The 25,594-nt window shown below is 62.4% G+C and carries 17 protein-coding genes; 10 read left to right on the plus strand and 7 right to left on the minus strand.

Going from position 1 to position 25,594, the window contains the following annotated elements:
- Positions 1-266 precede the first annotated feature (266 nt).
- From JQR87_RS01300 to JQR87_RS01315, 4 genes are all read left to right on the plus strand, one after another.
- Positions 267-710 carry a ferritin-like domain-containing protein gene (locus JQR87_RS01300; RefSeq protein WP_407293395.1) on the plus strand — a complete coding sequence of 148 codons (444 nt, stop codon included), beginning with the start codon at positions 267-269 and terminating at the stop codon, positions 708-710.
- A 181-nt stretch (positions 711-891) separates the two neighbouring features.
- The gene (locus JQR87_RS01305; protein WP_407293393.1) at positions 892-1,128 is read left to right on the plus strand and encodes a hypothetical protein; all 237 of its coding nucleotides are present in this window, start codon (positions 892-894) and stop codon (positions 1,126-1,128) included.
- Positions 1,129-1,196: 68 nt separating this feature from the next.
- The gene (locus tag JQR87_RS01310; protein ID WP_003282841.1) at positions 1,197-1,367 is read left to right on the plus strand and encodes a DUF1328 domain-containing protein; all 171 of its coding nucleotides are present in this window, start codon (positions 1,197-1,199) and stop codon (positions 1,365-1,367) included.
- Positions 1,368-1,814: 447 nt separating this feature from the next.
- Positions 1,815-3,044 carry a nucleoside recognition domain-containing protein gene (locus JQR87_RS01315; protein ID WP_407293388.1) on the plus strand — a complete coding sequence of 410 codons (1,230 nt, stop codon included), beginning with the start codon at positions 1,815-1,817 and terminating at the stop codon, positions 3,042-3,044.
- Positions 3,045-3,120: 76 nt separating this feature from the next.
- Here the strand turns inward: JQR87_RS01315 and JQR87_RS01320 are convergent, their stop codons facing one another.
- From JQR87_RS01320 to JQR87_RS01340, 5 genes are all read right to left on the minus strand, one after another.
- Positions 3,121-4,143 carry an AbrB family transcriptional regulator gene (locus tag JQR87_RS01320; RefSeq protein WP_407293386.1) on the minus strand — a complete coding sequence of 341 codons (1,023 nt, stop codon included), beginning with the start codon at positions 4,141-4,143 and terminating at the stop codon, positions 3,121-3,123.
- Between the two features lies 1 nt (position 4,144).
- The gene (locus JQR87_RS01325; RefSeq protein WP_407293384.1) at positions 4,145-5,659 is read right to left on the minus strand and encodes a tripartite tricarboxylate transporter permease; all 1,515 of its coding nucleotides are present in this window, start codon (positions 5,657-5,659) and stop codon (positions 4,145-4,147) included.
- 2 nt (positions 5,660-5,661) lie between these two features.
- A complete protein-coding gene (locus tag JQR87_RS01330; protein WP_407293382.1) occupies positions 5,662-6,105 on the minus strand; it encodes a tripartite tricarboxylate transporter TctB family protein in 444 nt (147 codons plus the stop codon).
- Positions 6,106-6,176: 71 nt separating this feature from the next.
- Positions 6,177-7,151, minus strand: coding sequence for a Bug family tripartite tricarboxylate transporter substrate binding protein (locus tag JQR87_RS01335; RefSeq protein WP_407293380.1), 975 nt, complete (start codon positions 7,149-7,151; stop codon positions 6,177-6,179).
- 33 nt (positions 7,152-7,184) lie between these two features.
- Positions 7,185-8,447 carry an OprD family porin gene (locus JQR87_RS01340; protein WP_407293379.1) on the minus strand — a complete coding sequence of 421 codons (1,263 nt, stop codon included), beginning with the start codon at positions 8,445-8,447 and terminating at the stop codon, positions 7,185-7,187.
- A 178-nt stretch (positions 8,448-8,625) separates the two neighbouring features.
- On the opposite strand from JQR87_RS01340, the gene JQR87_RS01345 reads away from it, so the two are divergent.
- A complete protein-coding gene (locus JQR87_RS01345; RefSeq protein ID WP_407293377.1) occupies positions 8,626-9,297 on the plus strand; it encodes a response regulator in 672 nt (223 codons plus the stop codon).
- Positions 9,290-10,708 carry a sensor histidine kinase gene (locus tag JQR87_RS01350; protein WP_407293375.1) on the plus strand — a complete coding sequence of 473 codons (1,419 nt, stop codon included), beginning with the start codon at positions 9,290-9,292 and terminating at the stop codon, positions 10,706-10,708. The genes JQR87_RS01345 and JQR87_RS01350 overlap by 8 nt, the downstream gene beginning before the upstream one ends.
- On the opposite strand, the gene JQR87_RS01355 is transcribed toward JQR87_RS01350, so the two are convergent.
- Positions 10,697-12,610: a sensor domain-containing diguanylate cyclase gene (locus tag JQR87_RS01355; RefSeq protein WP_407293373.1), complete on the minus strand. Its 1,914-nt coding sequence runs from the start codon at positions 12,608-12,610 to the stop codon at positions 10,697-10,699. The genes JQR87_RS01350 and JQR87_RS01355 overlap by 12 nt on opposite strands.
- Before the next feature lie 421 nt (positions 12,611-13,031).
- On the opposite strand from JQR87_RS01355, the gene JQR87_RS01360 reads away from it, so the two are divergent.
- Both JQR87_RS01360 and JQR87_RS01365 read left to right on the plus strand, forming a co-directional pair.
- Entirely contained in the window at positions 13,032-13,997 is a 966-nt protein-coding gene (locus JQR87_RS01360) for a TAXI family TRAP transporter solute-binding subunit (RefSeq protein WP_407293371.1), read from the plus strand.
- 124 nt (positions 13,998-14,121) lie between these two features.
- On the plus strand, positions 14,122-16,674 hold the full coding sequence (locus tag JQR87_RS01365; RefSeq protein ID WP_407293369.1) for a TRAP transporter permease: 2,553 nt from the start codon (positions 14,122-14,124) through the stop codon (positions 16,672-16,674).
- Between the two features lie 82 nt (positions 16,675-16,756).
- On the opposite strand, the gene JQR87_RS01370 is transcribed toward JQR87_RS01365, so the two are convergent.
- Positions 16,757-18,451, minus strand: a complete 1,695-nt coding sequence (locus tag JQR87_RS01370) for a Na/Pi cotransporter family protein (protein WP_407293366.1) — start codon at positions 18,449-18,451, stop codon at positions 16,757-16,759.
- Positions 18,452-18,711: 260 nt separating this feature from the next.
- On the opposite strand from JQR87_RS01370, the gene recC reads away from it, so the two are divergent.
- Positions 18,712-22,023 carry an exodeoxyribonuclease V subunit gamma gene (gene recC / locus JQR87_RS01375; RefSeq protein WP_407293363.1) on the plus strand — a complete coding sequence of 1,104 codons (3,312 nt, stop codon included), beginning with the start codon at positions 18,712-18,714 and terminating at the stop codon, positions 22,021-22,023.
- Positions 22,020-25,565, plus strand: coding sequence for an exodeoxyribonuclease V subunit beta (gene recB, locus JQR87_RS01380; protein ID WP_407293360.1), 3,546 nt, complete (start codon positions 22,020-22,022; stop codon positions 25,563-25,565). Before recC ends, recB begins: the two co-directional genes overlap by 4 nt.
- Positions 25,566-25,594: the final 29 nt, after the last annotated feature.

A 25,594-nucleotide genomic window follows, 5' to 3' on the forward strand; every position in this document is an offset into this window, starting at 1 on the left:
AGTCGTCGACAGTAAAAAACGACGTTGCACCGAGGCGAGGCTGCTCAAGCGCCAGCTTTAGTCTACGCAAAGCGTTGCAAGTTGCACGGTTCGAATAAGCCTTTCCTGCACACTGCAAGCAATTTGCAAGCGAAACGCAGAGTTAAGTGACTGATTATAAATACAAAATGCCATGTGATGGCCCTGGCACGGGGCTTGCGGCTGGGTGCTTACAAGGCGCGTCGACAGCGGTGTCGGATCGCATTGCATCTGCATTCGGAGGACATATGAAGCAGAACATGACTCAACTCAATGAGCTCATCGAGATCACCCGTGACGGTCAGCATTTCTACCAGCATGCGATCGACGAAGTGAAAGACGTCGAGTTGCAGCACCTGTTCCGAGACATGGCTCAGGCCAAGACCCACATCATTCAGGCCCTCTCGGTAAAGGTCGCTGCCAATCAAGAGGAGCCTGCAAAAGGCGGCACCACGGCTGGCAAATTGCGCGAGGCTTATGCTGATACCAAGGCACGGCTAAGCCATAGCGATGCGGTCTACATCGACCAGCTCGACCAGACAGAGGAGCGCATTCTTGCGGCATTCGAAGATGCACTTACGACAGCCGAGCCCGACGTAAAGGCGTTACTGGCGATCGAATTGCCGAAAATTCGGGCTTGCCATGAGCGCATTCACAACCTCAATCACAGCGGTGAGAAGCGGCAGGATTAGCCCGTCGTGCAAATCGCCCGACTCTCGCCTAGGGCATCGTGCAATATAAATTGGCGCCTTGATGTTTTTGAGAGATAACTAATTGAATTTAAAGGATTTATCGAAATATCAATGGATGGCACGAGGCCTGCAATATAACCGCTAAGACAGACATGCCCCGCATGCTTAGAAGGAGTTGAGGATGAATCGTCAAGCACGCTTCCTACTGGTTGGAAAAGGTTTCCTTACTGCAGCTGTGGTAGCGCTGATCTTTGGTGCCGAAACGCCGGTTTCAGAACCGCTCAGCCAGACACAGAACACGTCAGCGGAACGAATCCACATGTATGACGCTCAACCTGTAGGAATCGTGCAAACCGGGCCTGCCCCGCAGACGATTGATTATGTCCAGGTGCGTTCTGAACAACGTTGGGTTTTCTAGTTGGAGCTCGGCGAGCTGATCGTTTAGATCGTCGCTGAAGATGTCCTGAACCGAAGAGGAGTTACGCCATGCTGAGTTGGGCTATTACGTTTCTGATCATCGCTATCATCGCCGCGGTATTGGGCTTCGGTGGTATCGCGGGTACTGCGACGGGCATCGCCAAGATCCTGTTTGTCGTGTTCCTGGTGCTATTCGTTGCTTCGCTGATTTTCGGCCGAGGCCGCGGTCCGCGGGTTTGAGGTACATGCCGCCCTTAAGGGCGGCGCAACACCAGGAGGCAACGGCGGCGGGATGCCAGTCATTCTGGCCTTCGCAACCAGCGGAGTGCTCGATACTGAGGTGATCCTCTCACCTATCAGCCCCTGCACAGGGGGAACCAAGGGGTCGGGACGCTCTGTTGGCTGGAGCGACCTAGGGGTACAGGGAGTGCCTCCGTAACGGACCGGGTTCGGCTACGAAGCAACCGGAGGTGGATGTCCACCTTCGGCTTGCGATACCCACCGCACGCTCTTCTCCTCAGACTCAGCCGGGCTATGTTGACCGCTTGACGGCGATCGCTCGAAGGCCCTGATGTGCCTGTTCTCCCATCCGATTTCTTCCACTTCTCTCGATCACATCGGCTCGGTTCATAGCTGTTGGCCCGCCGCACCGCTATCATCGCGCGCAGTTATCCGAGGGAGAATCACATGCTCAACGGCCTCTGGCTGGGCTTCTTTCTGATTGCAGCAGTTGCGGCACTGAGCCGCTGGTTGCTAGGCGGCGATCCGGCTGTATTTGCCGCGCTGGTAGAAAGCCTGTTCGCCATGGCTAAACTGGCCGTGGAAATTATGATCGTCCTGTTCGGAACGTTGACGCTGTGGCTCGGTTTTCTGCGCATCGCCGAAAAGGCCGGCCTGATCGAGCTGCTGGCCCGGTTGCTGGGGCCGCTGTTCCGTCGATTGATGCCCGAAGTGCCAGCCGGGCATCCTGCACTGGGATTGATCACCCTCAATTTCGCTGCCAATGGACTCGGCCTGGACAACGCTGCCACGCCTATTGGCCTGCGAGCGATGCGTGCCTTGCAGGAGCTTAATCCCACGCCTGCTATTGCCAGCAACGCGCAGATTCTGTTTCTGGTACTCAACACGTCTGGGTTGACGCTGTTGCCTGTGACCATCTTCATGTATCGCGTCCAGCAGGGCGCTGAAGACCCAACCTTGGTGTTCCTGCCGACCCTGCTGGCGACCACCGCATCGTCACTGGCGGGTCTCTTGGCGGTTGCGCTGGTTCAGCGCCTGCGGCTCTGGGATCCAGTCGTACTAGCTTACCTAGTGCCAGGCGCGTTGCTGTTGGGTGGCTTCATGGCATTACTGGCGGGGCTTTCGGCAACGGCCCTGTCATCGTTGTCATCGCTGTTGGGCAATCTGACGTTGTTCGGTTTGATCATCGCGTTCCTTGTTGTCGGTGCGCTACGCAAGGTGCCCGTCTACGAGAGCTTTGTCGAAGGTGCACAGGAAGGCTTCGATGTTGCCAAAAGCCTGCTGCCCTACCTGATCGCCATGCTGTGCGCGATTGGTGTGTTCAGAGCATCCGGCGCACTGGATTTTGGACTCGACGGTATTCGCTGGCTGGTGGACGCGCTGGGCTGGGACAACCGTTTCGTCGATGCGCTACCCACCGCGCTGATCAAGCCGTTCTCCGGCAGTGCCGCGCGCGCCATGCTGATCGAGACGATGCAGAGCCAGGGCGTGGACAGTTTCCCCGCGCTGGTTGCTGCGACCGTGCAAGGCAGCACTGAAACCACCTTCTACGTGTTGGCCGTGTATTTCGGTGCGGTGGGCATCCAGCGGGCTCGGCATGCGGTGGGCTGCGCCTTGGCGGCAGACTTCGCTGGGATCACCGCGGCGATTCTGGTCTGCTACTGGTTCTTCGGCTGAAGGGTGCATTCGGACGGTTTCGCCCAAAATGCGCAGCAATGAGTAGGCGATCAAAAAGAACCCGCCAATCGGCGGGTTAAAGCGTGGCTCGTTGCCATAACCGGAATAACGGTTCGGCGAGGAACATCACGAGAAACAATCGCAACACCTGCAGCGCAGTGACCAGGGCCACCGATAGCTGAAGCGCTTCGGCCGTCAGGCACAGCTCGGTGATACCGCCTGGCATCATGCCCAGCATCAGCGACGTCTGGTCCAGGGTGGCGGCCCAACCCAGTACCTCGGCGAGGCCCGCAGCGGCGAGCATAGCCAAAAGCGTGAACAGCAGAATGCGCAACATGAACCGTGGTGCGCTGCGAAAGAATGGCCGATCGAAATGACAGCCCAGCGAGCAGCCGATCAGCCATTGGCCGAACTGACCCACACCCTCGGGTATGCCCAGATGCAGGTCGAAAGCGGCACTGGCGACTGCGCAGATCGTCAGCGGGCCGAGCATCCAGGGGTTGGGTTGGCCGAGCCTTTTCCATACCAGCGCCAGCAGACCGCCCGCAGGCAAGAGCACGGCCAGCCAAGGCCAACTGACCGGCGCCGGAGGCGGGGCGTCGACCGGTGGCAGGCTCCAGGTGAACAGGGCGGGGATAATCAGCACCACTAGCAGCAGACGCATGCTGTGCGCTGCCGCGACCATGGCGGGCTGCGCGTTGTGACGTCCGGCCAGATTAACCATTTCGCTGGCGCCGCCTGGCATGCTGGAAAAGAACGCGGTGGCGCGGTCCGTGCCACTGCGCAGGAGAATGACGATGCCGATCAGACTCAGCAGCAGGGTGCACAATGCCCCAGCGAGGATCACGCTGAAGTGCTCAAGCACCTGCTGCATGACCTCGCTGGTGAAATGCAGGCCAATGGCGCTGGCGATCAACCATTGCCCAGCCTGTCGACCATGAGGGACTTCCTTTACCAGCCAGCCACTGCAGCGAACCGCAATGACCGCCAGCAGCGAACCGACCATCCAGGGTAGTGGCCAGTTCGCCAGGCTTGCCAGCCAGCCGCCGAGGGCGCCGACCAGAGGCGTCGCCCACCATCCCGGCAGCTGGCGCGGCATATCAGGCTTGCGCCTCGTTCAGCGCGGCGCGGCGACGCTGAAGCCACCAGCGCAGGCCCGGCATTGCCAGCATCAGCACAGCCATTGCCCAGAGCACCAGCGTAATCGGGCTGCCCCAGAGAATCCCCAGGTCGCCCGCCGAGATTGACAGCGCACGGCGCAGGTTGTCTTCCATCATCTCGCCAAGCACGAAGCCCAGGATCAGCGCCGACAATGGGAATTCCAGCTTGCGCAGCAGGTAGCCGAACACACCGAGGCCCACCATCAGCACCAGATCGAAGGTGGTGCTGTGTACCGAGTACACACCGACCACGCTGATCGCAGTGATCGCCGGCACCAGGATCCAGTTAGGCACGCTGAGCATCTTGGAGAACAGACCGACCAGCGGAATGTTCATTACCAGCAGGATGACGTTACCGATGAACAGCGAGGCGATCAGACCCCATACCACGTCAGGCTGCTGCTCGAACAGCAGCGGGCCGGGGGTGATGTTGTACAGCGTCAGCGCGCCGATCATCACCGCCGTGGTGCCTGACCCGGGCACACCGAGTGTCAGCATCGGGATCAGCGAACCGCAAGCGGAGGCGTTATTGGCGGCTTCCGGTGCGGCCAGGCCGCGCAGGTCGCCGTCACCGAACTTGCCACTGTCACCCGCCATGCGCTTTTCGCTCATGTAGGTCATGGCGCTGGCGATGGTCGCTCCGGCGCCGGGCAGGGTGCCGATGACGAAGCCTGCGCAGGCGCTGCGGATCATGGTCCAGAAGGTCAGGCAAAACTCTTTGAAGTTGAACAACAGACGTCCGCTGGCCTTGACCGCCTTCTGCCCGCTGTGGGTCTTTTCCAGCATCAGCAGGACTTCGCTGACGCTGAAGAAGCCGATCACCACGATGACGAACTGGATACCGTCCGACAGGCTCACGCTGCCAAAGGTGAAACGGTACACGCCGGTGGTCGAGTCCACGCCAACCGTCGCCAGACCCAGGCCGATCAATGCTGCCATCAGGGTCTTGACCGGCTTGTCGCCGACCATGCCGCCCAGGCAGGCGATGGCGAAGATCATCAGTACGAAGTATTCGGCCGGGCCGAACGCCACGGCCCATTTGGCCAGCAGCGGGGCGAACAGGACCACGCCACAGGTGGCGATGATGCTGCCGATGAACGAACTGACTGCCGACAGCGACAGGGCGATGCCCGCCTTGCCCTGGCGTGCCAGCGGATAGCCGTCCAACGTAGTCATTACGGCAGCAGCGTCACCCGGAACGTTGAGCAGGATCGCTGAAATGCGTCCGCCGTACTCACAGCCCAGATACACCGCGGCCAACAGGATCAGAGCGGTTTCCGGCGGCAGGCCAAGCGCAAAGGCGAGAGGCAGAAGCAGGGCTACACCGTTGATCGGGCCCAGCCCAGGCAGCAGACCGACGACAGTGCCAACAAAGGCACCGAACAGCGCCACGAGCAGGTTCGTCGGTCGCGTGGCGACATCGAAGCCTTGCATCAAGAAATTCAAAGTTTCCATTTTCAGCTCTCCAGCAAGCGCAGCACACCGCGCGGCAACGGCACATCAAGCAACAGGTCGAACAGACCAAAGAGCAGCACGCCCATGAGCACACCGCTGATTACGCACGGCACCAAGCGTCCGTTGAACAAGAGGCCCAGGGCGAAAGTAGCCAGCGCTGTGGTGATGACGAAACCGAGCTTCTCGAACAGCAATGCGTACGCCAGCAATACAACGACGCAATACAGGGCTCGCCGTGCCATCGCCCAATCGAATGGTGGCGTCGGGTCGCCGTGAGGTTTGCAGAGCAGCCAGAGCGCGCCGCAAGCCATCAGGAACAGCAGCAATAACGGGTAGGCGCGCGGGCCGACCGGGTCGTAGGCAAAGGGCGCCTCGAAACCCCAGGCGAGCAACGCGAGGCCGGCGCAGGCGAGCAGCCAGGCCGCGGCAAAGACACGAACGTACATGGTGGAATACCTCGGGAGGAGCGAACCCAGCTACCGGTCCGTCGAGACCGGTAGCCGTGGGCAGCAGGGTGTTACTTGACCAGACCGAACTCGGCAGCGAGTTCCTTGTAATCGGCGACCTGCTTGTCGACGAAGGTCTCGAGCTCATCGCCGGTCATCGACAGCGGGAACAGATCACGTTGTTCGCGCAGCTTGGCGAAATCTTCGTCGGCGAGCAGCGTGTCGAACTGGGTCTTCCACCAATTGAAGTCTTCATCGCTCACTTTCGGGCCCATATAGAAGCCGCGGATCACCGGCCAGCTAATGTCGTAGCCCTGTTCCTTTGCGGTCGGAATGTCTGACAGCTTGCCGGGTAGGCGCTCATCGGACAGCACTGCGAGCACGCGAATCTTGCCGGCTTCGAGCTGCGGAGCGACCTCGCCCAGACCGCTGCTGGTCACCTGGACATGGCCACCGAGCATGGCCGTGAGGGTTTCACCACCGCCTTCGAACGCGACGTAGCGCAGCTTCTTCGGATCCACGCCAGCGGCACGGGCAATCAATGCGGTCTGCATCCAGTCCTGACCACCAATAGTGGCGCCGGCGCCGAACACAACACTGCTGGGGTCCTTCTTGACCGCCGCGATCAGGTCGTCAAGGTCTTCGTAAGGCGCATCGGCGCGTACCGAAATCGCACCGTAGTCAGTGCCGATGCCGGCGAGCCAGCGCACGTCGTTCTCGTCATAGCGGCCAAACTTGCCCTGCGCCAGGTTCAGCAACGAGCCGCTGGAAAACGCCGTAATGGTCGACGGATCGTCGGCACGCTGGGCGATCACGGCGTTGTACGCCACCGCCCCAACGCCGCCCGGCATGTAGGTGACGCGCATGGGTGATTCGAGCAGGCCCTGGTCTTTCAGCCCGCTCTGGGCCAGTTTGCAGGTCAGGTCGAAGCCGCCGCCGGGCTTGGCCGGGGCGATGCACTCAGGTCGCTTGGGTTCGGCGAACAACTGGCTGGACAAGACCAGGCAGGACGAGAGCAGGGCGATACGACGGATTGCAGTCTTCATGGGTGTCTCCTTTGATTCTTATTGTGGACGGCTTTACCAGATCGGCAGGCTGTAGCTGACGATCAGGCGGTTTTCGTCGGCGTCACGAGCGAAGTCGGAACGGAACATGGCGTTGCGTATGCGCACGGCAACGTTCTTCAGCGGGCCGGTTTGCACGACGTACTTGAGCTCGATGTCGCGCTCCCATTCGCTGCCGTTACTGCCACCGTTGTACTCGGCGTTGTCGCCGGAGACATAGCGAGTCAGGAACGTCAGGCCAGGGATGCCGATGGAGGCGAAGTTATAGTCATAACGGGCCTGCCAGGAGCGCTCGTCGGCGTTCGCAAAGTCGTTGATCTGGACGAAGTTGACGAGGTAAGGGTTGCTGCCATCGACGTACGCGTAACCGGTGTCGCCATTCATCTGCTGATAGGCGAGGCTGATCTTGTGGCCGCCGAGGCTGTAACCCACCATGCCGTTCCAGGCCTGGTTGTCGATCTTGCCGGCATTGGCCGCGCCGGTGTCGTCACTGATCATCAGTCGCACGTCAGCAGTCAGTGCGGAGTTCTCGCCCAGCGGCTGTACGGCCTGGAGATTGAAAAAGTGCTGGCGGTAGATGTCGTCAAGTTCGGCGGCGTAGTAGGTCCCGATGAGCTGTTCGGTGAAATCATAGCGAGCGCCGGCAAACGTCAGGTGATCGGCTTCGGCAGCGCTGTCGAAACGACCATTCTTGTTGTTGATCTGCAACTCCTGAGAATTGGTCGAAGCTCGGTCGATGACCTTGTCCAGGCGGCCACCGGTCAGGGTCAGGCCGGTGACATCCTGGGAAACCAGCATTGTGCCTTCGAACACTTGGGGCAGTGTTCTGCTATCGCTGGCCGTGACCACCGGCATCTCTGGGATGTGGCTGCCGTAGCGCAGTTCGGTTTCAGAAAATTTGGCCTTGGCTGTCAGGCCGAGGCGGCTGAACTCGTCCGGCGTGCTGCCGTCGTCGCGCACCGGGAGTAGATCGGTGTTGGTGCGGCCACCGCCGGAATCTAGCTTGACGCCAAGCATGCCCAGCGCATCGAGGCCAAATCCGACGGTGCCTTCGGTGAAGCCTGATTCAATGTCGAGCAGAAAGCCCTGTGTCCATTCTTCGCGCTTGGACTGGCCGGTGCCTTCGCGAAAATCGCGATTGAGGTAGATATTCTGGGTTTGCAGGGTCGCGCTGCTGTCTTCGATAAAAGCCGCCTGGGCCAGGGGTGCCAGGGAGGCAGCCGCGACGGCAAGGGCAAGACGAGCGGGTGCGGGGTTAACTCTGACGGCAGTCAGCATCCTGAATCTCCACTATTGTTTTTGTTGTGGCGGCGTAGTGCCGCGCCAAGTGGATCGAGCCACTTGATCCCGATCCTAGGCGGCGAAGCTTTCATCACGCTTTCAAGGGTGAAAGCAGCGTCCGGCGTGCCTTATCGCTACACTGGCGGACCGCTCCGTGTGTGGCAGAGGACAGGCAATGCGGATACTTCTGGTCGAGGACCATCCCCAGCTCGCTGAAAGCGTGGCGCAGGCGCTGCGCACAGCTGGATGGACGGTCGACCTGCTCAACGATGGCGTGGCTGCCGATCTGGCCCTGTCGACCGAGGACTATGCCCTGGCGATCCTCGATGTCGGGCTGCCCAGGCTCGATGGCTTTCAAGTCATGTCGCGCCTGCGCGAGCGCGGCAAGACCCTGCCGGTGTTGATGCTGACCGCTCGCAGCGAGGTCGCTGATCGGGTACACGGACTCAATCTGGGCGCCGATGATTACCTGGCCAAACCCTTTGAGCTTTCCGAGCTCGAGGCGCGGGTCAAGGCGCTGTTGCGGCGCAGCGTCGCCGCCGGTGAGCGTCAGCAGAGCTGTGGTCCATTGGTTTATGACCTGGACGCGAGGCGCTTCACCCTGCAGGCGCAGCCGCTCAGCCTGACCTCACGCGAGCAGGCTGTTCTGGAGGCGCTGATCACTCGGCTTGGCCGGGTCATGAGCAAGGATCAGCTGGCGGCGCAGGTGTTCGGCCTTGACGAAGATGCGAGCGCCGATGCGATCGAAATCTATATCCACCGGCTGCGCAAGAAACTCGAAGGCAGCACGGTGCGCATCGTGACGTTCCGAGGTTTGGGCTATTTGCTGGAGGCAACGGATGCCTGACGCGATACAACCGCGCGCCGGCAGCTTGCGTGGTGGTTTGTTGCTCAGGCTGGCGATGCTGTTGACGCTGCTGATGCTGTTCAGTGGATGGAGCGCGTACTGGAATGGGCGCGCTGCCGCAGACGCTGCTTACGACCGAACCTTGCTGGCCTCCGCCCGTGCGATCGCCGATGGTCTGGTCGCCAACGACGGGCAGCTGAGGGCCAATGTGCCCTACGTGGCGCTCGATACCTTTGCCTACGACAGTGCCGGGCGGATCTACTATCAGGTGCTGGATACCGAAGGCCGGCTGGTCAGTGGCTACGAGCACCTGCCGGCACCGGGCGCCGAGATCAGTCGCACCGACGACTACCCCGCGCTGGCTCGCTTCTATGACGGCATGTTCCGAGGCGAAGGTGTGCGGCTGGTGAGCTTGCTGCAACCGGTGAGCGAGCCGGAGCTCAACGGCATCGCAGAAATTCGTGTCGCCGAAACGCTGGGCGCCCGTGAGCGCATGGCCCGCAGTCTGTTGATGGACACGCTGTGGCGCGTCGGCTCGCTCGGTATCGCTGCACTGGTGCTGGTGTGGCTGGCAGTCAGTGCGGCGCTGCGTCCTTTGGGCAAACTCAGCGAGGCCGTCGAACAGCGCCAGCCGGACGATCTTCGGCCGCTGCCGCTGGTGGCCGTTCAGCGTGAACTGAAGCCTCTGGTGGTATCGCTCAACCATTTCACCGAGCGGCTGCGAGGGCAGTTCGAGCGACAAGCGCAATTCATTGCCGACGCCGCGCATGAGTTGCGTACCCCCCTGGCGGCGCTCAAGGCGCGTATCGAACTTGGCCAGCGTGAACAGCAACCGCAGCGCTGGCGGGAAACGTTGGAAGAAGCCGGCGCACATGCCGACCGGGTGATTCATCTGGCCAATCAGCTGCTTTCATTGGCGCGTATCGAGACCGGCGCGCAATCGATTGCTGAAGGCGGAGCCCAGCGCCTCGACCTCAGTCAACTGGCGCGGGAGCTGGGGCTGGCCATGGCTGCGCTGGCGCATAAGCGAGGCGTTGCGCTGGCACTGGAAGCCGAACAGCCAGTTTGGATCGACGGCGAGCCGACGCTGCTGACAGAGCTGCTCAGCAACCTGCTGGACAACGCCCTGGCGCATACGCCGAACGACGGCAACGTGGTGCTGCGGGTGACGGAAGAAGGTGTGCTGGAGGTCGAAGACGACGGGCCGGGGATACCTGCGTCGGAGCGCGACAGGGTTTTCTCCCGCTTCTATCGTGTCCATCAGCAAGGCCAGGGAGCGGGGCTTGGCCTTGCCATCGTCGGCGAGATCATTCGTGCCCACCGGGCCACTATCGAGCTTGATCAGGGTGCGCTGGGCGGGCTGCTGGTCAAGGTGCGCTTCCCGCCACCGGCTCCCGATTCAACTGACTGAAAGCTCGGCGGCCTCGTCCGGCTCGGCAACTGCGACCTGATTACGACCGTTGTGTTTAGCCCGATAAAGCGCCGCGTCAGCGGACGCCAGCAGTTGCGTCGGGGTGCAGTTCGCGGGCGGCTGCAGTGTCGCTACGCCGATGCTGATGGTCATTTCCAGGTGTCCCCCGCCATGAGCAGGCCTCAGCGCCGCCACTGCTGCCCGGATTCGTTCGGCCTGCTTGCTGGCTTCGCTACTGTTCATACCTGGCAACGCCATGACGAATTCTTCGCCGCCATAACGTGCAACCACATCGCCGGCACGCTGGCCGTATCGCTTGAGCGTGTCAGCGGCCAGCCGCAGGCAGTCGTCGCCGAACTGATGGCCGTAGGTATCGTTGACCCGCTTGAAATGGTCGATGTCCAGGAGCAGTACGGATAGCGGCGTCTCGGTGCGGAGTGAGCGGCGGACCTCCTCCTCGATCATCACGTCGAAATGTCCCCGGTTCGACAGCTGGGTCAGCGCATCGGTGACACTCATGCGGGTCAGCTGCTCGTTGACCCGCTCCAGGCCGCGCTTGGCCTCTTCCAGCGCACGGGTGCGCTCGTATACACGCGCTTCCAATGCCTCGTTTGTGCGCATTTGCGCGTCCAGGGCCTGTTGTTGGGCCTGCAGGCGCTGCTCGCGCTCATGCGCAAGCGCCTCAGACGCCTGCAGCGCACTCTGCTGGGCCAGGACACGACGGTCACGCTCTTGATTGATGCGCTGGGCCAGCGCCATCGAAAGCAGCACGAATTCAGCAAACATGCCGATCAGCTGGCCATGCAGCGTCAGCGGGTTCAATGGCAGCACGCCTTCCAGCGCGAGCAGGTGAACAATGGTCGCCAAGAGCAGGGTCGACCAGGCAATGGTGAACAACCGTGCCGAGCCGTTGCCACGAATCCACAGATTGATAACGGCAGCCATGGTCAGAATGCAATGAACCAGGGCGATCGGCTCGGCCATCAGGTAACGGCCAAGCGAGGGGGCGAACAAGGTGACCAGAATCACCACGCCCCAGTAGCCCATCAGCACCCAGGTGACGAGCCAGGGCCATCCTCCGTAGCTGCGGACCCTGAGAAAACGACTGGCAAACAACAGTGGCGTAAAGAAACACAGCGCTGCTGACAATCCGTAGAAGCGGCGCGCGAAAGGAGGCGTGTCCGGCCACAGGAATAGCTGGCCGAAGCCGGTCATCGTAAGGACGTAAAACAGCGCACTGAGCAAATAGGCGACATAAAACAGATAAGCCGTGTCCCGAGTGAACACGAACAGACTGCTGTTATAGAGCAGGATCACCAACATGCCGCCAAAGAACAGGCTGATCATCGCGACGTCGGTGATCTTCTCGGCTGCGAACGCTGCTTCATCGTAGATGCTCATTGGCAGCGCCATCGGTTCCTGGGCTCGCACTTGCATGTACACCACGGCGTGTACATGGCCGCGCAGCTCCAACGGAAACACCAGGTTATGGTCTGCCAGAGGTTGATCGTGCTTGGGTATGTTGTCTCCGGCCCGCATCAGCGGCCCCCACTCGCCCGCGTCGGGGTAGAACAGGCGCACCCGCACCTCGTCTAGAACGGGCCATTTCACACTCAAGTACCAGGGGCCTGAGCCAGTCGACTTGCTGTCGATGCTAAAGCGCAGCCACACACCGTTCCGCTGTTTTTCAAGGTTGGGCTTTGCCAAAGGTTGCCACGACCAGGGTGTGGCATGAGCGGTCGGGAAATCTGCGTCTCGATTGCCTGCTACCCACTCGAGCGCACCGACCTGAAGCTCTGCACCGTTTTTGCTGACCACGCTTGGCGTAACGGCAAACGCCTGGCTCGACATGAGCCAGGCAAGGACCGTGGTGAGGCACAACAGGAACCGGCAAGCATGCATCAGGGTCGGGTCTCTGGTTGCCCATGCAGCGAGTCGAGCAGCTGGGCGGTGAAGTTAGGCGTAAATAACGATTATGGCTATATGGCATCATAGCTTGCATCGCAGTGCTTCAGCGGACTATCAGACCGCTGGCGTTCCGGGGTCAGCTGCGCCGTCATGCCTGGGTTTGCGGCTGAGCCTGCTGAGAAATCCGTTCAGGTGGGCCCTGCAAGACGGCGTTCGGATACTCGGTATCGGCCTGTTTTCCGCAACCCTTGAGGCGGGGTTCGGTCAAACACATTCGTGCAAATAACCGGCTCGGTGATTGCGTTCGTGCAAGCTGCGGCTGTTCTCAACGCAGTCGCCTGCTAGACTCAAGACTTCCCGCTTGGCTCACGAGGCCTGCAGGACAATTCCAAAACAACCAATAAGGAGTGAATCCATGAAAGGCAAATCCTTGGCATGGATATTTTCCGCCGCCTTGGCGGGAACTGGTTTGAGCGGTATGGCTCAGGCACAGGAGCAATTCGTGACCATCGGTACCGGCGGCCAGACAGGTGTTTACTACGTTGCGGGTCAGTCGATCTGCCGCTTCGTTAACCGTAATGCCGAGGACCTCAAGTGCAACGCGCCGGCCAGCGGGGGTGGTGTAGCAAACGTTAACGGTCTGCGCACCGGTGAATTCAATTTCGGCATCATGCAGTCGGATCACCAGTACAAGGCGATGAAAGGCCTCGAACCGTTCAAGAACGAAGGCGCGATGGAAGACATCCGTGCCGTGTTCTCGCTGCAGAGCGAAGTCTTCACAGTGCTGGCGCGCCGCGACGCCAACATCAAGAGCCTGGACGATCTGAAAGGCAAGCGCGTCAACATCGGCAACCCCGGTTCCGGTCAGCGTGACACCCTCGAAGAGATCATGAGCCAGAAGGGCTGGGACAAGTCGGCCTTCGCCCTTGCCGCTGAACTCAAGCCGGCCGAGCAGGCCAGTGCCCTGGGCGACAACAACATCGATGCCATGACCTATTTCGTTGGTCACCCGAACGGTGCGATCCAGGAAGCCACCACCACGGTCGATGCCGTCCTGGTTCCGATCACCGGCCCGGAAATCGACAAGCTGCTGTCCGAGAAGAGCTACTACACCAAGGCTGAAATCCCGGGTGGCATGTACAAGGGCAACGACAGCGCTACTCAGTCCATCGGCGGTAAGGCCGTACTGTCCACTACGTCCAAGGTTGATGATGAAGTGGTCTACAAGCTGGTCAAGTCGGTGTTCGAGAACATCGAGCGCTTCCAGCGTCTGCACCCAGCGTTCAAGGACTTGAAGCCGGAGGACATGATCAAGGTGGGTCTGTCTGCGCCGCTGCATGAAGGTGCTGTGCGTTACTACAAGGAACGAGGCTGGATGTAACAGCCTATACGGCTCGCTGCATCGTTGTGACGGTCACCCGTCCATGACGTCCGCCTGAAAACCCGCGTGCTTCGTGCCGCGGGTTTTCGCAGTTTCCGCTCCCTGAAAAAACAGGCCACATTTCATGCAAGACAACCATCTTTCCACTGAAGAGCTGATTGCCAAGGATGTCGGAGCGCGTACGCCTGCCGGCTCGATGGCCAAGCTGATCGCAGGCCTGGCGTTGGCTTGGTCGCTGTTTCAGCTGTGGATTGCTTCACCGTTGCCCTTCATGCTTCGCTTCGGCGTGTTCAACAATACCGAGGCGCGCTCGATTCACCTGGCGTTTGCCTTGATGTTGGCTTTTCTGGTCTACCCCGCCTTCAAGCGCTCGCCTCGCGATCGGGTTCCGCTGATCGATATCGCGCTCGGATTGATTGCGGCCGCTAGTGCAGGTTACCTGTTCATCGCCTATGAACAGCTTGCCCAACGACCCGGCAACCTCACCACTATGGACCTGGTCACGGCCTGCATCGGTATCCCGCTGCTGCTGGAAGCCACCCGCCGCGCGCTCGGCCCGGCTCTCGCCGTGATCGCCGTTATATTTCTAGGTTACAGCCTCGCCGGCCCCTACATGCCTGGCCTGTTGGCACATCGCGGGGTGAGCTTTACCGCGCTGGCGAACCACCAGTGGATCACCACCGAGGGTGTGTTCGGTATCGCGCTGGGAGTCTCCACCAGTTTCGTTTTCCTCTTCGTCCTATTTGGCGCGCTGCTCGAGCGCGCCGGCGCGGGTCACTATTTCATTCAGCTGGCTTTCAGCATGCTCGGGCATTTCCGTGGTGGCCCGGCCAAGGCTGCGGTCGTGGCGTCGGGCATGACCGGTTTGATTTCCGGTTCGTCCATCGCCAACGTGGTGACCACCGGTACCTTCACCATCCCAATGATGAAGCGCACAGGGTTTTCTGCCGAGAAGGCTGGTGCGGTTGAAGTCGCCTCATCGGTAAACGGCCAGATCATGCCGCCCGTAATGGGCGCCGCCGCGTTTCTGATGGTGGAGTACGTCGGAATCCCCTATGTCGAGGTGATCAAGCATGCCTTTCTGCCGGCGCTGATTTCTTATATCGCGCTGGTTTACATCGTCCATCTGGAGTCGCTCAAACTTGGCCTGACGGCATTGCCAAGGGCGAACGTGGCCAAGCCCTGGATGCAACGGCTGATTGGCTTCGCCTTTGGTGCAGCGCTGATTTCCGGTTTGTCGCTGGCGGTTTATTACGGGCTCGGCTGGCTCAAGCCGGCGCTTGGCGAAGCCGCGATCTGGGTCGTCGGTGCGCTGCTTGCGGTGGTCTACGTGGCCCTGCTCAAGGTCGCCGCAAGCACGCCTCCGCTGCCCGCCGAAGACCCTGACGCTCCGCTGGAGCAGCTTCCTGAAACGCGCCCGGTACTGCTCTCCGGCCTGCATTTCCTGCTGCCGGTGGTGGTGCTGGTCTGGTGTCTGATGGTCGAGCGCCTGTCTCCGGGGCTGTCCGCCTTCTGGGGTTCGGTGATTCTCGTTGTAATTCTACTGACCCAGCGGCCGCTGCTCTCAATGCTGCGCAAGGACGGCAGCCATCAGCACGGCACCTTCATGGATGGTGTGATCGATCTTCGCGAAGGCCTCATTACCGGCGCGCGCAACATGATCGGCATTGGCATCGCAACAGCGGCCGCCGGGATCATCGTTGGTGCGGTCTCGCAAACGGGTGTCGGCCTGGTGCTGGCGGACCTGGTCGAACTGCTGTCCATGGGCAACCTGATGCTGATGCTGCTGCTTACGGCGCTGCTCAGCCTGATTCTTGGCATGGGCCTGCCTACCACGGCCAATTACATCGTGGTCTCCAGCCTGCTGGCGCCGGTGATCGTGGCGCTGGGCGCACAGAACGGGCTGATCGTGCCGCTGATCGCAGTGCACCTGTTCGTCTTCTACTTCGGCATCATGGCTGACGTCACGCCGCCAGTGGGACTTGCCTCGTTCGCGGCTGCCGCCGTGTCCAAGGGCGACCCGATCAAGACGGGCGTCGTGGCGTTCTACTACAGTCTGCGGACCGCGGCGCTGCCGTTCCTGTTCATCTTCAACACCGATCTGTTGCTGATCGACGTGTCGTTCTGGCACGGAATGGTGATTTTCGTCATTGCGACGCTGGCCATGCTGATATTCGCAGCCGGCACGCAGGGCTACTTCCTGGTGCGCAGCCGGTGGTATGAAAACGTCCTGCTGTTGTTGATCGCCTTCACGCTGTTCCGTCCAGGCTTCTGGATGGACATGCTGCATGACCCCTACCGTGACATCCCACCGACGCAGTTGGTCCAGGCGTTGGGAGCGGTGGAGGAAGATAGCCAGCTGCGCCTGCGCATTCGCGGTGAGGATGCCGTGGGTGACGTGCGCGAGTTCAGCCTGCTGATAGCGATCCCGAACGGCGAAACCGCTGAGGAGAAGCTGGAGAAGCTGGGCCTGATGACCTATGAGGAGGACGGCAAAGTGCTGATCGACAGCGTGACCTTCGGCAGCCCCGCCGCCGAGCTGGGCCTGCAGTTCGATCAGGAAATCCTGGCGGTGCGTGCGCCGACAGACCGCTGGTCCAAGGAATGGATGTGGCTGCCCGCCCTGCTGCTGTTCGGGCTGGTGGTGTGGATGCAGCGGCGTCGCCAGCGGCGCTGACCTGTCGCGACGCTAACGTCAAAACCCGGCCATGCCTCGCATCGGCCGGGTTTTTTTATGGATGGGCGAAGGTCCTCGAGGGTCAGGCTGGTTTGCCCTGTGTCAGCTCCTGCTTGATTCGGGTGCCATGTACCGCTTGGCTTTCACCTGTCGAGCGCGCCTTTCCACTGCTGTTGGTGCCCTCCAGTGCGGCATAGGCCGCGCTGCAGAACAACGAGTTCAGGCGTTTCATGTCAGCGATCAGTTCCAGGTGGGCAGCACTGGTTTCGATGCTTTCCACTACTTGTTGATGCAGGCGGTGCACATGGGCGTGCGCCAACTCGCGTTCACGCTTGCGGAACTGGCGTTTCTGCTGCAGCAGCTGGCGAGCACTCTGAGAGTCTCCGGAGAGGAACACTGACAGGCCCAGGCTCAGATTGGCGCTGAGCAGCGCATGCAGCTCGCTCAGCTCGTCCAGGCCACTATCCGAAAAAGAGCGGCGTTTCGAGGTCTTGAGGTTCTGAACCTTGCCAAGCATGTGTTCGATGATGTCCCCGGCCTGCTCCAGGTTGATTGCCAGTTCGATAATCTCGGCCCAGCGTCGGCTTTCCTGCTCTGCGAGATCGTCTCGCGGCATGCGTGCCAGGTAGAGTTTGACCCCGCTGTAGAGCGCGTCGACATCGTCATCCAGACGGCGTATCGCCTCGCCCGGTTCCGAATTGTCCTCGCGGAGCACCTCGAGCAGCCGAGCCAGCATGATTTCTACCAGGTCGCCGATGCGCAGCGTCTCGCGTGTGGCATTGGCCAGGGCGAGGGTTGGCGTATCCAGCGCGGCGGGGTCGAGATGGCGCGGCTGCGCGACGCCGGTGTCAGTTACGCGATCCGGCAGCAGGCGTTCGCACAGACGGGCCATCCAGCCCACGGTCGGCAGCAATAGCAGACAGCGCAGCGAGTTGTAGGCGAGGTGGAAGGCGATGACTTGGGTTTGGGCGGTGTAGCCAAGCGTGCTCATCCACGCCACAAGCATCGGCAGAAAGGGCAGGGTCAGTAACCCGGCAAGCTTGTAGAGCAGGTTGCCCAGCGCTACTCGGCGGGCCGATACCGGTTGTGGCCTCGCGTTTAGCCAGGCCAGTACACCGCTGCCAACGTTTGCGCCGATAACCACGCCGAGGGCCACGGGCAAGCCGATCAACCCGGCGCTTGCCAGCGTTGCGGTGAGCAGCACAGCGGCCAGGCTGGAGTAGGACAGCAACGCAAACAGCGCACCCACAACCACAGCCAGCAAGGTGTCGCCAGCCAGCGAGGAAAACAGTACCCGCATACCGCGCGCTTCGGTGATGGGCTCGGCGGCGGCAACGATCAACTGCAGCGCCAGGATGATCAGGCCCAGGCCAATCAGCACGCGGCCAAGCTGGCCGGCGCGGGTCTGTTTGCGCGAAAGGAACAGGCATACCCCGACTAGGGTGAACAGCGGAGATAGCCACGACAGGTCCAGCGTCAGCACGCGGGCCATGAGTGCGGTGCCGACGTCCGCACCCAGCATGATTGCCAGTGCGGTAGGGAGCGCCATCAATCCCTGGGCCACGAACGAAATGGCCAGCAGGGCCGTGGCATTGCTGCTCTGCACCAGTGCGGTGACGCCAATTCCGGCCGTGAACGCCACGGGCGCGTTGGCCATGCTGTGGCCGAGCAGTCTGCGCAGGTGCGAGCCATACACCCGCATGATTCCGGTTCGCACGATGTGCGTGCCCCAGACCAGCAACGCGATGGAGGACAGCAGATGCAACAGCGTCAGCATTGGCAGCCTCCGGCTTCTTGGATAATCGACGGCCAGCTGTCTGCGCCAAGGCGGCAGAGAGAAGCTAGGGGGTTATGAAAAGTTGACCACTGCTGGTCGCTTGCCGTTCACGCAATTGTCATCGAACGGCTGTGCCTCCGTGCGCCTCAGGTCATGTGTGCGAACAAAAACGCCGCAGCGCGTCGTCTGGACCTTTTGCAGCGCCGCTGCGCCCCAGGTTCTTGCTACCCTTGGGCGCTGATTCAGTCAAAGTTGCCGCTATGCTCAGCCTCTATCATGCTCCTGATCTCGAAACCCTTGGCGAGCTGGCCACGCGCCTGCTCGCCCAGCCGCTCGCCGATCCATTCGCCCCTGCGTTGGTGGTTGTGCCGAGCCAGGGCATGGGCCGCTGGCTGACGCTGGAGCTGGCGCGCAAGCAGGGCATTGCCATGCAGCTCGAGATTCAGCTGCCGGCCAAATTCGTCTGGGACCTGAGCCGCACGGTACTAGGCAGCCTGCCAGAGCAATCGGCGTTCTCCCCGACGACACTGACCTGGCGCCTCTATGGCTGGCTGTGCGAGCCAGCCAATCTGGATCTGGCGCCGCGCCTGTTGCAGTACCTGGACGGCGGTGACGAGCGGCGGCGGCTGTCGCTGGCGGCGAAGATCGCCGATGTCTTCGACCAGTACCTGCTCTATCGCGACGACTGGCTGGCGGCCTGGGAGCGTGGCGAAACCCTCGACCTCGGTCCCGACGAAGGCTGGCAAGCGCTGCTCTGGCGCGAGCTGACCAAAGATGGACATCCTCACCGAGCAAGGCTGCTCGGAGACCTGCTGCAACGGCTCTACAGCGACGATCCGTTGCCCGGCCTGCCCGAGCGGCTGCTGGTGTTCGGCATCAGTAGTCTGCCGCCGCACCACCTGCGCGTGCTCGATGGCCTGGCGCGGCATATCGACGTGGTTGTCTGTGCACTCAACCCGAGCCGCGAGGCCTGGGGCGAGATTCGGGATATCCGCGAACTGGCGCGCCAGCCCGAGAGCGGCGCAGACGATTGGTATCTGGACGTCGGCCATCCGCTGCTCGCCAGTCTGGGCAAACAGGGTCGCGATTTCTTCGACTCGCTGTTCAGCCTGGCCGCCAGCGAGGGAAGCCAGGAAATCGGTCTGTATTCCGAAGATGAAGACCTGCGCGATGACAGCCTGCTGCACGCGCTGCAGAACGACATCCTGCGGCTGCGCACCCGGCTGCCCGAGGAGCGCATCATCCTCGCCGAGGACGACCGCTCGCTGGAAGTCCACATCGCCCATTCGCCGCTGCGTGAGGTCGAGATCCTGCATGACCAGCTGCTGGCCCGCTTCGCCGCCGACCCTGCGCTCAGCCCGGATCAGGTGGTGGTGCTGACGCCGGACATCGAGCGTTATGCGCCGTTTATCGAAGCAGTCTTCGCGCCGCGTGAGGGCAGCCCGCGCATTCCCTACAGCCTTGCCGACCGCAGCCTGCGTGCCGAAGTCCCGCTGATCGAAGCCTTTCTCGAGCTGCTCATGCTGGCCCAGAGCCGCTTCGCCGCTGAGGAAATCCTCGCCTGGCTGGAGCAGCCGGCCATCGCGCGTCGCGCCGGTATCGAAAGCGAAGACCTGCCGCTGCTACGCGACTGGCTGCGCGAGGCCGGCGTTCGCTGGGGGCGTGATGGTAGCCAGCGCGTTCGCCTGGGTCTGCCTGACGAATCGGCCTTCACCTGGCGGCAGGGGCTGGATCGGCTGATGCTGGGCTTTGCCGCGCCGCCGCAACTGGCAGGAGATGACGCGCCGCTGCTGGGCGACCATTGGCCGTTGGATGCGCTTGAGGGCGCGCGCGGACAGCTTCTGGGACGACTGGTCGAGTTCGTCGAGCGGCTTGGTGTGCAGGCTGATCAACTGGCGCGTCCGCGTCCGCTGGCTGAGTGGGCAGATGACCTGCAAATCCTGATCGACACCCTGTTCGACGAGCGCGAAGCCGGCGACACCTTGCTGCTCCTGTCCCAGGCCTGCGCCTCCCTGCGCGACCAGGCACAGGCCGCCGATCTCGCTCGACCCATCGACCTCGAACTGGTGCACCAGCAGCTCAGCGCTGCGCTGCAGCAGGGCGGTGGTGCCTCGGGCTTTCTCACCGGGGCGGTAACCTTCTGCACCATGGTTCCGATGCGCAGCCTGCCGTTTCGCGTGGTCTGTTTGCTCGGCCTGGATGATGGTGCCTTTCCGAGGCGCACTCCGCCGTCGGGCTTCGACCTGATCGGCCGTCACCCGCGGCGGGGGGACCGCGCGCGGCGGCTGGATGACCGCTACCTGCTACTGGAAACCCTACTCTCGGCCCGCGAAGCGCTGTACCTGTCCTATGTCGGCCGCGACCCTCGGGATAACGCTGTGCTGCCGCCGTCGGTGCTGCTCAGTGAAGTGCTCGAAGCGGTCGACATGACAGCCGTCCGTAAAACCGAGCATGCTCGCGAACCCGCCAGCGCCGATGCCAAGCAGCTTAAACCAGTCAAGGCCAGCGAGAAGATCCTCGTCGCCCATCCGTTGCAACCTTTCTCGCCACGCAACTTTGGTGATGCGGTTTGCGCCGGTTATTCGCTGCCCTGGTTTCGTGCGGCTCAGCGCTTGGCTGAACCGCCACAAATCCAGCCGCAACCCTTCGCCAGCCTGCTCGCCGAGCCGGACGAAGCCTGGTTGACTATCGAGCCTTCACAGCTACTGCAGTGCTTTCGCCATCCGGCGCGTTTCCTGTTGGAGCAGCGCCTCGGTTTGCGCCTGGCCGACGACCAGGAGGCGCTCGCCAGCGATGAGCCGTTCGACCTGGAGATGCCGGCCTGGAACGGCCTGCGGCGCCTTTCTCTGCAGGCCATGGAGCACGGCTGGAGCGATGAGGATGAGCGCCGCATGGCGTGTGCTGCCGGCTGGCTGCCCACGGGCGAACTGGGCCAGGCGCTGTGGGGCAAGCTGCGCGGGCCAGTGCGTGCCTTTGCGCCGCGCCTGTTCGAGCTGCGCCCGGAGGCGGTGCCCGAGCCGCTGCCGGTGGACATCACCCTGGCCGGCGTGCGCGTGCATGGCTGGATCGATGGCGTGACCCCAGCCGGCCTGTTCGGCTGGAAACTCGGTCGGCTGGGCGAGTGGGACCTGCCACCGTTCTGGCTGCGCCATCTGCTGCTCAATCTATCCGCCACGCCGGGTATCGAACGTAACAGCCTGATGCTCTCACCCGCTGGTGACTGGCAGCTGGGACCTTTGGCGAACGCAGCCGAGCTGCTGGAGCCTTGGCTTGCGGCCTATCGCTGTGCGATCCGCGAACCGCTGCCGTTGTTGCCTCGTAGCAGTCACGCCTTCGCCAAGGGGTATCGCAAGCCGGCCCGCGGCAGCGAACCACTCGACTGCGGCCGCAAGCGCGCCCGTGAAGCCTGGCTCGGTGGGGAGTTCAGCCCCATTGCCGCCGAAGCCGAGGATCCCTGGAACGCGCTGGCCTTTCGAGACCGCGACCCGCTGGACGAACGTTTCGAAACGCTGGCGGAGGAATTGATCGGCCCAGCGCTCGATGCCTTGGCGCAAGACGAGGAGGAAGCATGAAACTCGAGCTGCTTGACTCGCCCTTCGATGGCCGCTCGCTGATTGAGGCCAGTGCCGGGACCGGCAAGACCTGGACGCTGACTGCGCTCTACGCTCGCCTGCTGCTGGAACGACAACTGTCGGTGGGGCAGATCCTTGTCGTGACCTACACCACCGCCGCCACCGCCGAGCTGCGCGAGCGCATCCGTGCGCGCCTGGCAGATCTATTGGCGGTCTATGACGGCACGCCGAGCGATGACGACTTCCTCAACCGTCTGCACGCACGCTTCCCGGACGAAACCTCGCGTCGGCGTCTGCTGCTGGCCGTACACGGCTTCGACGAGGCGGCCATCTTCACCATCCACGGCTTTTGTCAGCGTGCGTTGCAGGATGCTGCCTTTGAAGCCGGCGGGGATTTCGACAGCGAACTGACGGCTGATGACCGTGAGATTATCGACGCGTTGCTGGCCGACGCCTGGCGCAGCGAGCTGGCCGAGGCCGACCCGGCCTGGGCGCGCTTCCTGGCCAAGAGCCGGATCACCCCGCTGTGGTTGCGCCAGCGGCTTCGCAGTCATCTGGGCAAACCCTACCTGCGGGTGGAGCCACAAGGCGCTCCTGTCGCGGCTGATCTACGGCCGGTCGAGGCCGCCTGGCAACGCGCCGCCGATCTATGGACGCAAGCAGGTCCCGCCTGGGTCGCCGAGCTGCTGGCCCATGGCGGGCTCAGCCAAAGCACGCACAAGATCATCAAGTTTGCGCCATGGCAGGCGGAACTGGATGCCTATTTCGCCGACCCGGCGGTGATGTTCGATCTGCCCGACGGCGCTGCCAAGTTTGGTGTCCGCGCCCTGACCAAGGCGTGCAAGAAGGGCCATGAAGCGCCGGTGTGCGAGCTGGCCCATGCGTTGGACGAACTGTCCGACCGGGTCGCCGACGCGCTGCCGGCGGGCAAGCAGCGGCTGATCGCGTTGCAGGTTGCGCTGCTTGAGCGGCTCAATCGCGAACTGCCTGAACGCAAGGCGGCGCAGCGCCTCTTGGCTTTTGATGACCTGCTCAACCGTCTGGATCAGGCGCTGCAAGGGCCGGCCGGTGACGGTCTGGCCGCTTCGCTGCGTGCGGCCTATCCATTGGCGCTGATCGATGAATTTCAAGACACGGACCCAATCCAGTACGCCATCTTCGACCGAATCTACGCCAAGGGAGGCGAGGCCTCGCTGTGTTTCGTCGGCGATCCCAAGCAGGCGATCTATGCGTTCCGCGGCGCTGATCTGGCCACTTACATCACCGCGCGTAATCAGGCCGACCGGCCGTACAACCTGCCGATCAACTACCGGTCCACCCCCGAGCTGATCGCTGCGCTTAACCAGCTGTTCGATCATCCGCAGCCCTTTGCGCAAGACGATTTGCAATACCCACCGGTAGGCGCGGCTGATAAGAAGCGCGCCAAGCTGCGTCTGGCCGAAGAGGAGGGAGCGGCGCCGCTGTCGTTGGTCTGGCTGGGCGACGATCCGCTGGGCAAGGGCGAGGCCGCGCAACTGGCCGCCAGCGACACCGCACGGCGCATCGCTTTGCACTTGTCGGCTGCAGATGAAGGGCGTGCTGGTTTCGAAAAGGACGGCGCCTTCACGCCGCTCAAGGGCGGCGACATCGCTGTACTCGTGGCGAACCACCGCCAGGCGGGGATGATTGCCGATGAGTTGTCTGCGCGTGGCGTTCCGAGCGTGCGGCGCGGGCGCGACAGCGTCTGGCGTAGCGAAGAGGCTGGCGAGCTCGCTGCGGTGCTGGCGGCCTACGCCGAACCCGGCCGCGAAGGGCTGCTGCGCTACGCGTTGGCCACACGTTTACTAGGCCGTAGCGCCGCCGATCTTGCGCGCTGTCAGGACGATCAGCAGCAGTGGGATGCCGAGCGCGAAGCCGCTGAGCGCTACCATCAGCTCTGGCAGCAACAGGGCTTCATGCGTGTGTTTCGTGCCTGGCTCGATGAGCAGGCCGTGGCCGAGCGGCTGCTGGCGCGGGTCGACGGTGAGCGCAGGCTGACCAACCTGCTGCACCTTGGCGAACTGCTACAGGCCGAGAGCCTGCTGCGTCCAGGGTTGGAGCCACTGCTCGCTTGGTTCAATGCCCAGCGCGGCAGCGAAGGCGCAGGCGAGGAAGCCCTGCTGCGCCTGGAAAGCGATGCCGAGCGGGTGCAAATCGTCACCATCCACACCAGCAAGGGGCTCGAATACCCGTTGGTGTTCTGCCCCTTTCTATGGGACGGCAAGCTGCTCGGCAAGAATCGCGACAGTGCCCGTTGCCACGATGCCAGCGGCCAGTCGCTGCTGGATTTGGGCAGTGACGCGCTGGAAGACAACCTCGAACGCGCCCGCTGGGAAGTGTTCGCCGAGCAGCTGCGTCTGGCCTATGTTGCTCTGACCCGCGCCCGCGACCGGCTCTGGTTGCATTGGGGCCCGGTCAACCTGTGCAAACCCAAGAAAGACGGCAGCCTGGCCGATGAGGGCCTGCACACTAGCGCCCTGGCCTGGCTGCTGCATGGGCGTGAACTCGCGGGCGCTTACCCGCTGGCCGAGCTGGGCAATCATCTGGCTGACCTCAACGGCGGCAGCCTGCGCCAGGCCATCGAGCGTCTGGTTGAGGAAAGCGGGGGCCGCATGGCCTGCTTGCCGCTGGAGCAGCGTGAAGCCAGTACTCAGGGAGCCGGCCGCGCCGCACCGCCCACTCATTTGTCACAACTCAATCGCAGTCTGCATAGCGCATGGCGTATCGGCAGCTTTACTGGTCTGGCATCCGGCCTGCACATGGAGGCACCCGATCGAGACGCCCTGGTGATTCCAAGCGCTGGCGAGCCGGGCAGCGGGTTCTTTGCCTTCCCTAGGGGCGCGCGGGCCGGCACTTGCCTGCATGCAATCCTTGAAGACTGGGCGCGCGGCAAAGGTGAGTTATCCGAGCTGGTCGAGCCGGCGCTCCAGGCCTACGGGTTACCGTTGGAATGGAAGGACATCGCCACGGCGCATCTGCAACAAGTGCTGGAAACGGATATGGATGGCGAAGGGCTCAGGCTTTCTGCGCTGCAGCCGGCAAGACGCCTGCCCGAACTGGGCTTTACCTTCCCCGTCCGAGAGCTGGACGTGACCCGGCTGCGTGCACTACTGGCCAACCCGGCCAACGGTTTGGCTGCGCCCTTGCGCGAGGCGGCGGCGCGATTGGAGTTCGACAGCCTCAAGGGTTTTCTCAAGGGATTCATCGACCTGACGTTCGAGCACGACGGCCGCTGGTATATCGCCGACTACAAGTCCAACTGGCTCGGGCCGGATGCCAGCTACTACGGGGGGGAGCGGCTGCTACAGGCGTTGGCCGGCGAACATTACTACCTGCAATACCTGATCTATCTCGTGGCGCTGCGCCGCTTCCTGCGCCAGCGCCTGGTGGATTTCACTGACGATCGGCTGGGCGGCGCTTTCTACCTGTTCCTGCGCGGCATGCCTGAGGCCGGCGTGTATTTCGCTCGCCCCGACGACGCGCTGCTCGATGCACTGGATCGGTTGTTCGAGGACGGAAAATGACGCGCCTTCTTTTATTCGCAGCAGCCCAC

It is taken from the genome of Stutzerimonas stutzeri (assembly GCF_051028275.1).
GTDB classification, from domain to species: domain Bacteria; phylum Pseudomonadota; class Gammaproteobacteria; order Pseudomonadales; family Pseudomonadaceae; genus Stutzerimonas; species Stutzerimonas stutzeri_AS.

What these genes read in the sequence shown, in the direction of transcription:
- JQR87_RS01300 (WP_407293395.1), top strand. Translation starts at nt 267, where the DNA reads ATGAAGCAGAACATGACTCAACTCAATGAGCTCATCGAGATCACCCGT.
- JQR87_RS01305 (WP_407293393.1), top strand. Translation starts at nt 892, where the DNA reads ATGAATCGTCAAGCACGCTTCCTACTGGTTGGAAAAGGTTTCCTTACT.
- JQR87_RS01310 (WP_003282841.1), top strand. Translation starts at nt 1,197, where the DNA reads ATGCTGAGTTGGGCTATTACGTTTCTGATCATCGCTATCATCGCCGCG.
- JQR87_RS01315 (WP_407293388.1), top strand. Translation starts at nt 1,815, where the DNA reads ATGCTCAACGGCCTCTGGCTGGGCTTCTTTCTGATTGCAGCAGTTGCG.
- JQR87_RS01320 (WP_407293386.1), bottom strand. Translation starts at nt 4,143, where the DNA reads ATGCCGCGCCAGCTGCCGGGATGGTGGGCGACGCCTCTGGTCGGCGCC.
- JQR87_RS01325 (WP_407293384.1), bottom strand. Translation starts at nt 5,659, where the DNA reads ATGGAAACTTTGAATTTCTTGATGCAAGGCTTCGATGTCGCCACGCGA.
- JQR87_RS01330 (WP_407293382.1), bottom strand. Translation starts at nt 6,105, where the DNA reads ATGTACGTTCGTGTCTTTGCCGCGGCCTGGCTGCTCGCCTGCGCCGGC.
- JQR87_RS01335 (WP_407293380.1), bottom strand. Translation starts at nt 7,151, where the DNA reads ATGAAGACTGCAATCCGTCGTATCGCCCTGCTCTCGTCCTGCCTGGTC.
- JQR87_RS01340 (WP_407293379.1), bottom strand. Translation starts at nt 8,447, where the DNA reads ATGCTGACTGCCGTCAGAGTTAACCCCGCACCCGCTCGTCTTGCCCTT.
- JQR87_RS01345 (WP_407293377.1), top strand. Translation starts at nt 8,626, where the DNA reads ATGCGGATACTTCTGGTCGAGGACCATCCCCAGCTCGCTGAAAGCGTG.
- JQR87_RS01350 (WP_407293375.1), top strand. Translation starts at nt 9,290, where the DNA reads ATGCCTGACGCGATACAACCGCGCGCCGGCAGCTTGCGTGGTGGTTTG.
- JQR87_RS01355 (WP_407293373.1), bottom strand. Translation starts at nt 12,610, where the DNA reads ATGCATGCTTGCCGGTTCCTGTTGTGCCTCACCACGGTCCTTGCCTGG.
- JQR87_RS01360 (WP_407293371.1), top strand. Translation starts at nt 13,032, where the DNA reads ATGAAAGGCAAATCCTTGGCATGGATATTTTCCGCCGCCTTGGCGGGA.
- JQR87_RS01365 (WP_407293369.1), top strand. Translation starts at nt 14,122, where the DNA reads ATGCAAGACAACCATCTTTCCACTGAAGAGCTGATTGCCAAGGATGTC.
- JQR87_RS01370 (WP_407293366.1), bottom strand. Translation starts at nt 18,451, where the DNA reads ATGCTGACGCTGTTGCATCTGCTGTCCTCCATCGCGTTGCTGGTCTGG.
- recC (WP_407293363.1), top strand. Translation starts at nt 18,712, where the DNA reads ATGCTCAGCCTCTATCATGCTCCTGATCTCGAAACCCTTGGCGAGCTG.
- recB (WP_407293360.1), top strand. Translation starts at nt 22,020, where the DNA reads ATGAAACTCGAGCTGCTTGACTCGCCCTTCGATGGCCGCTCGCTGATT.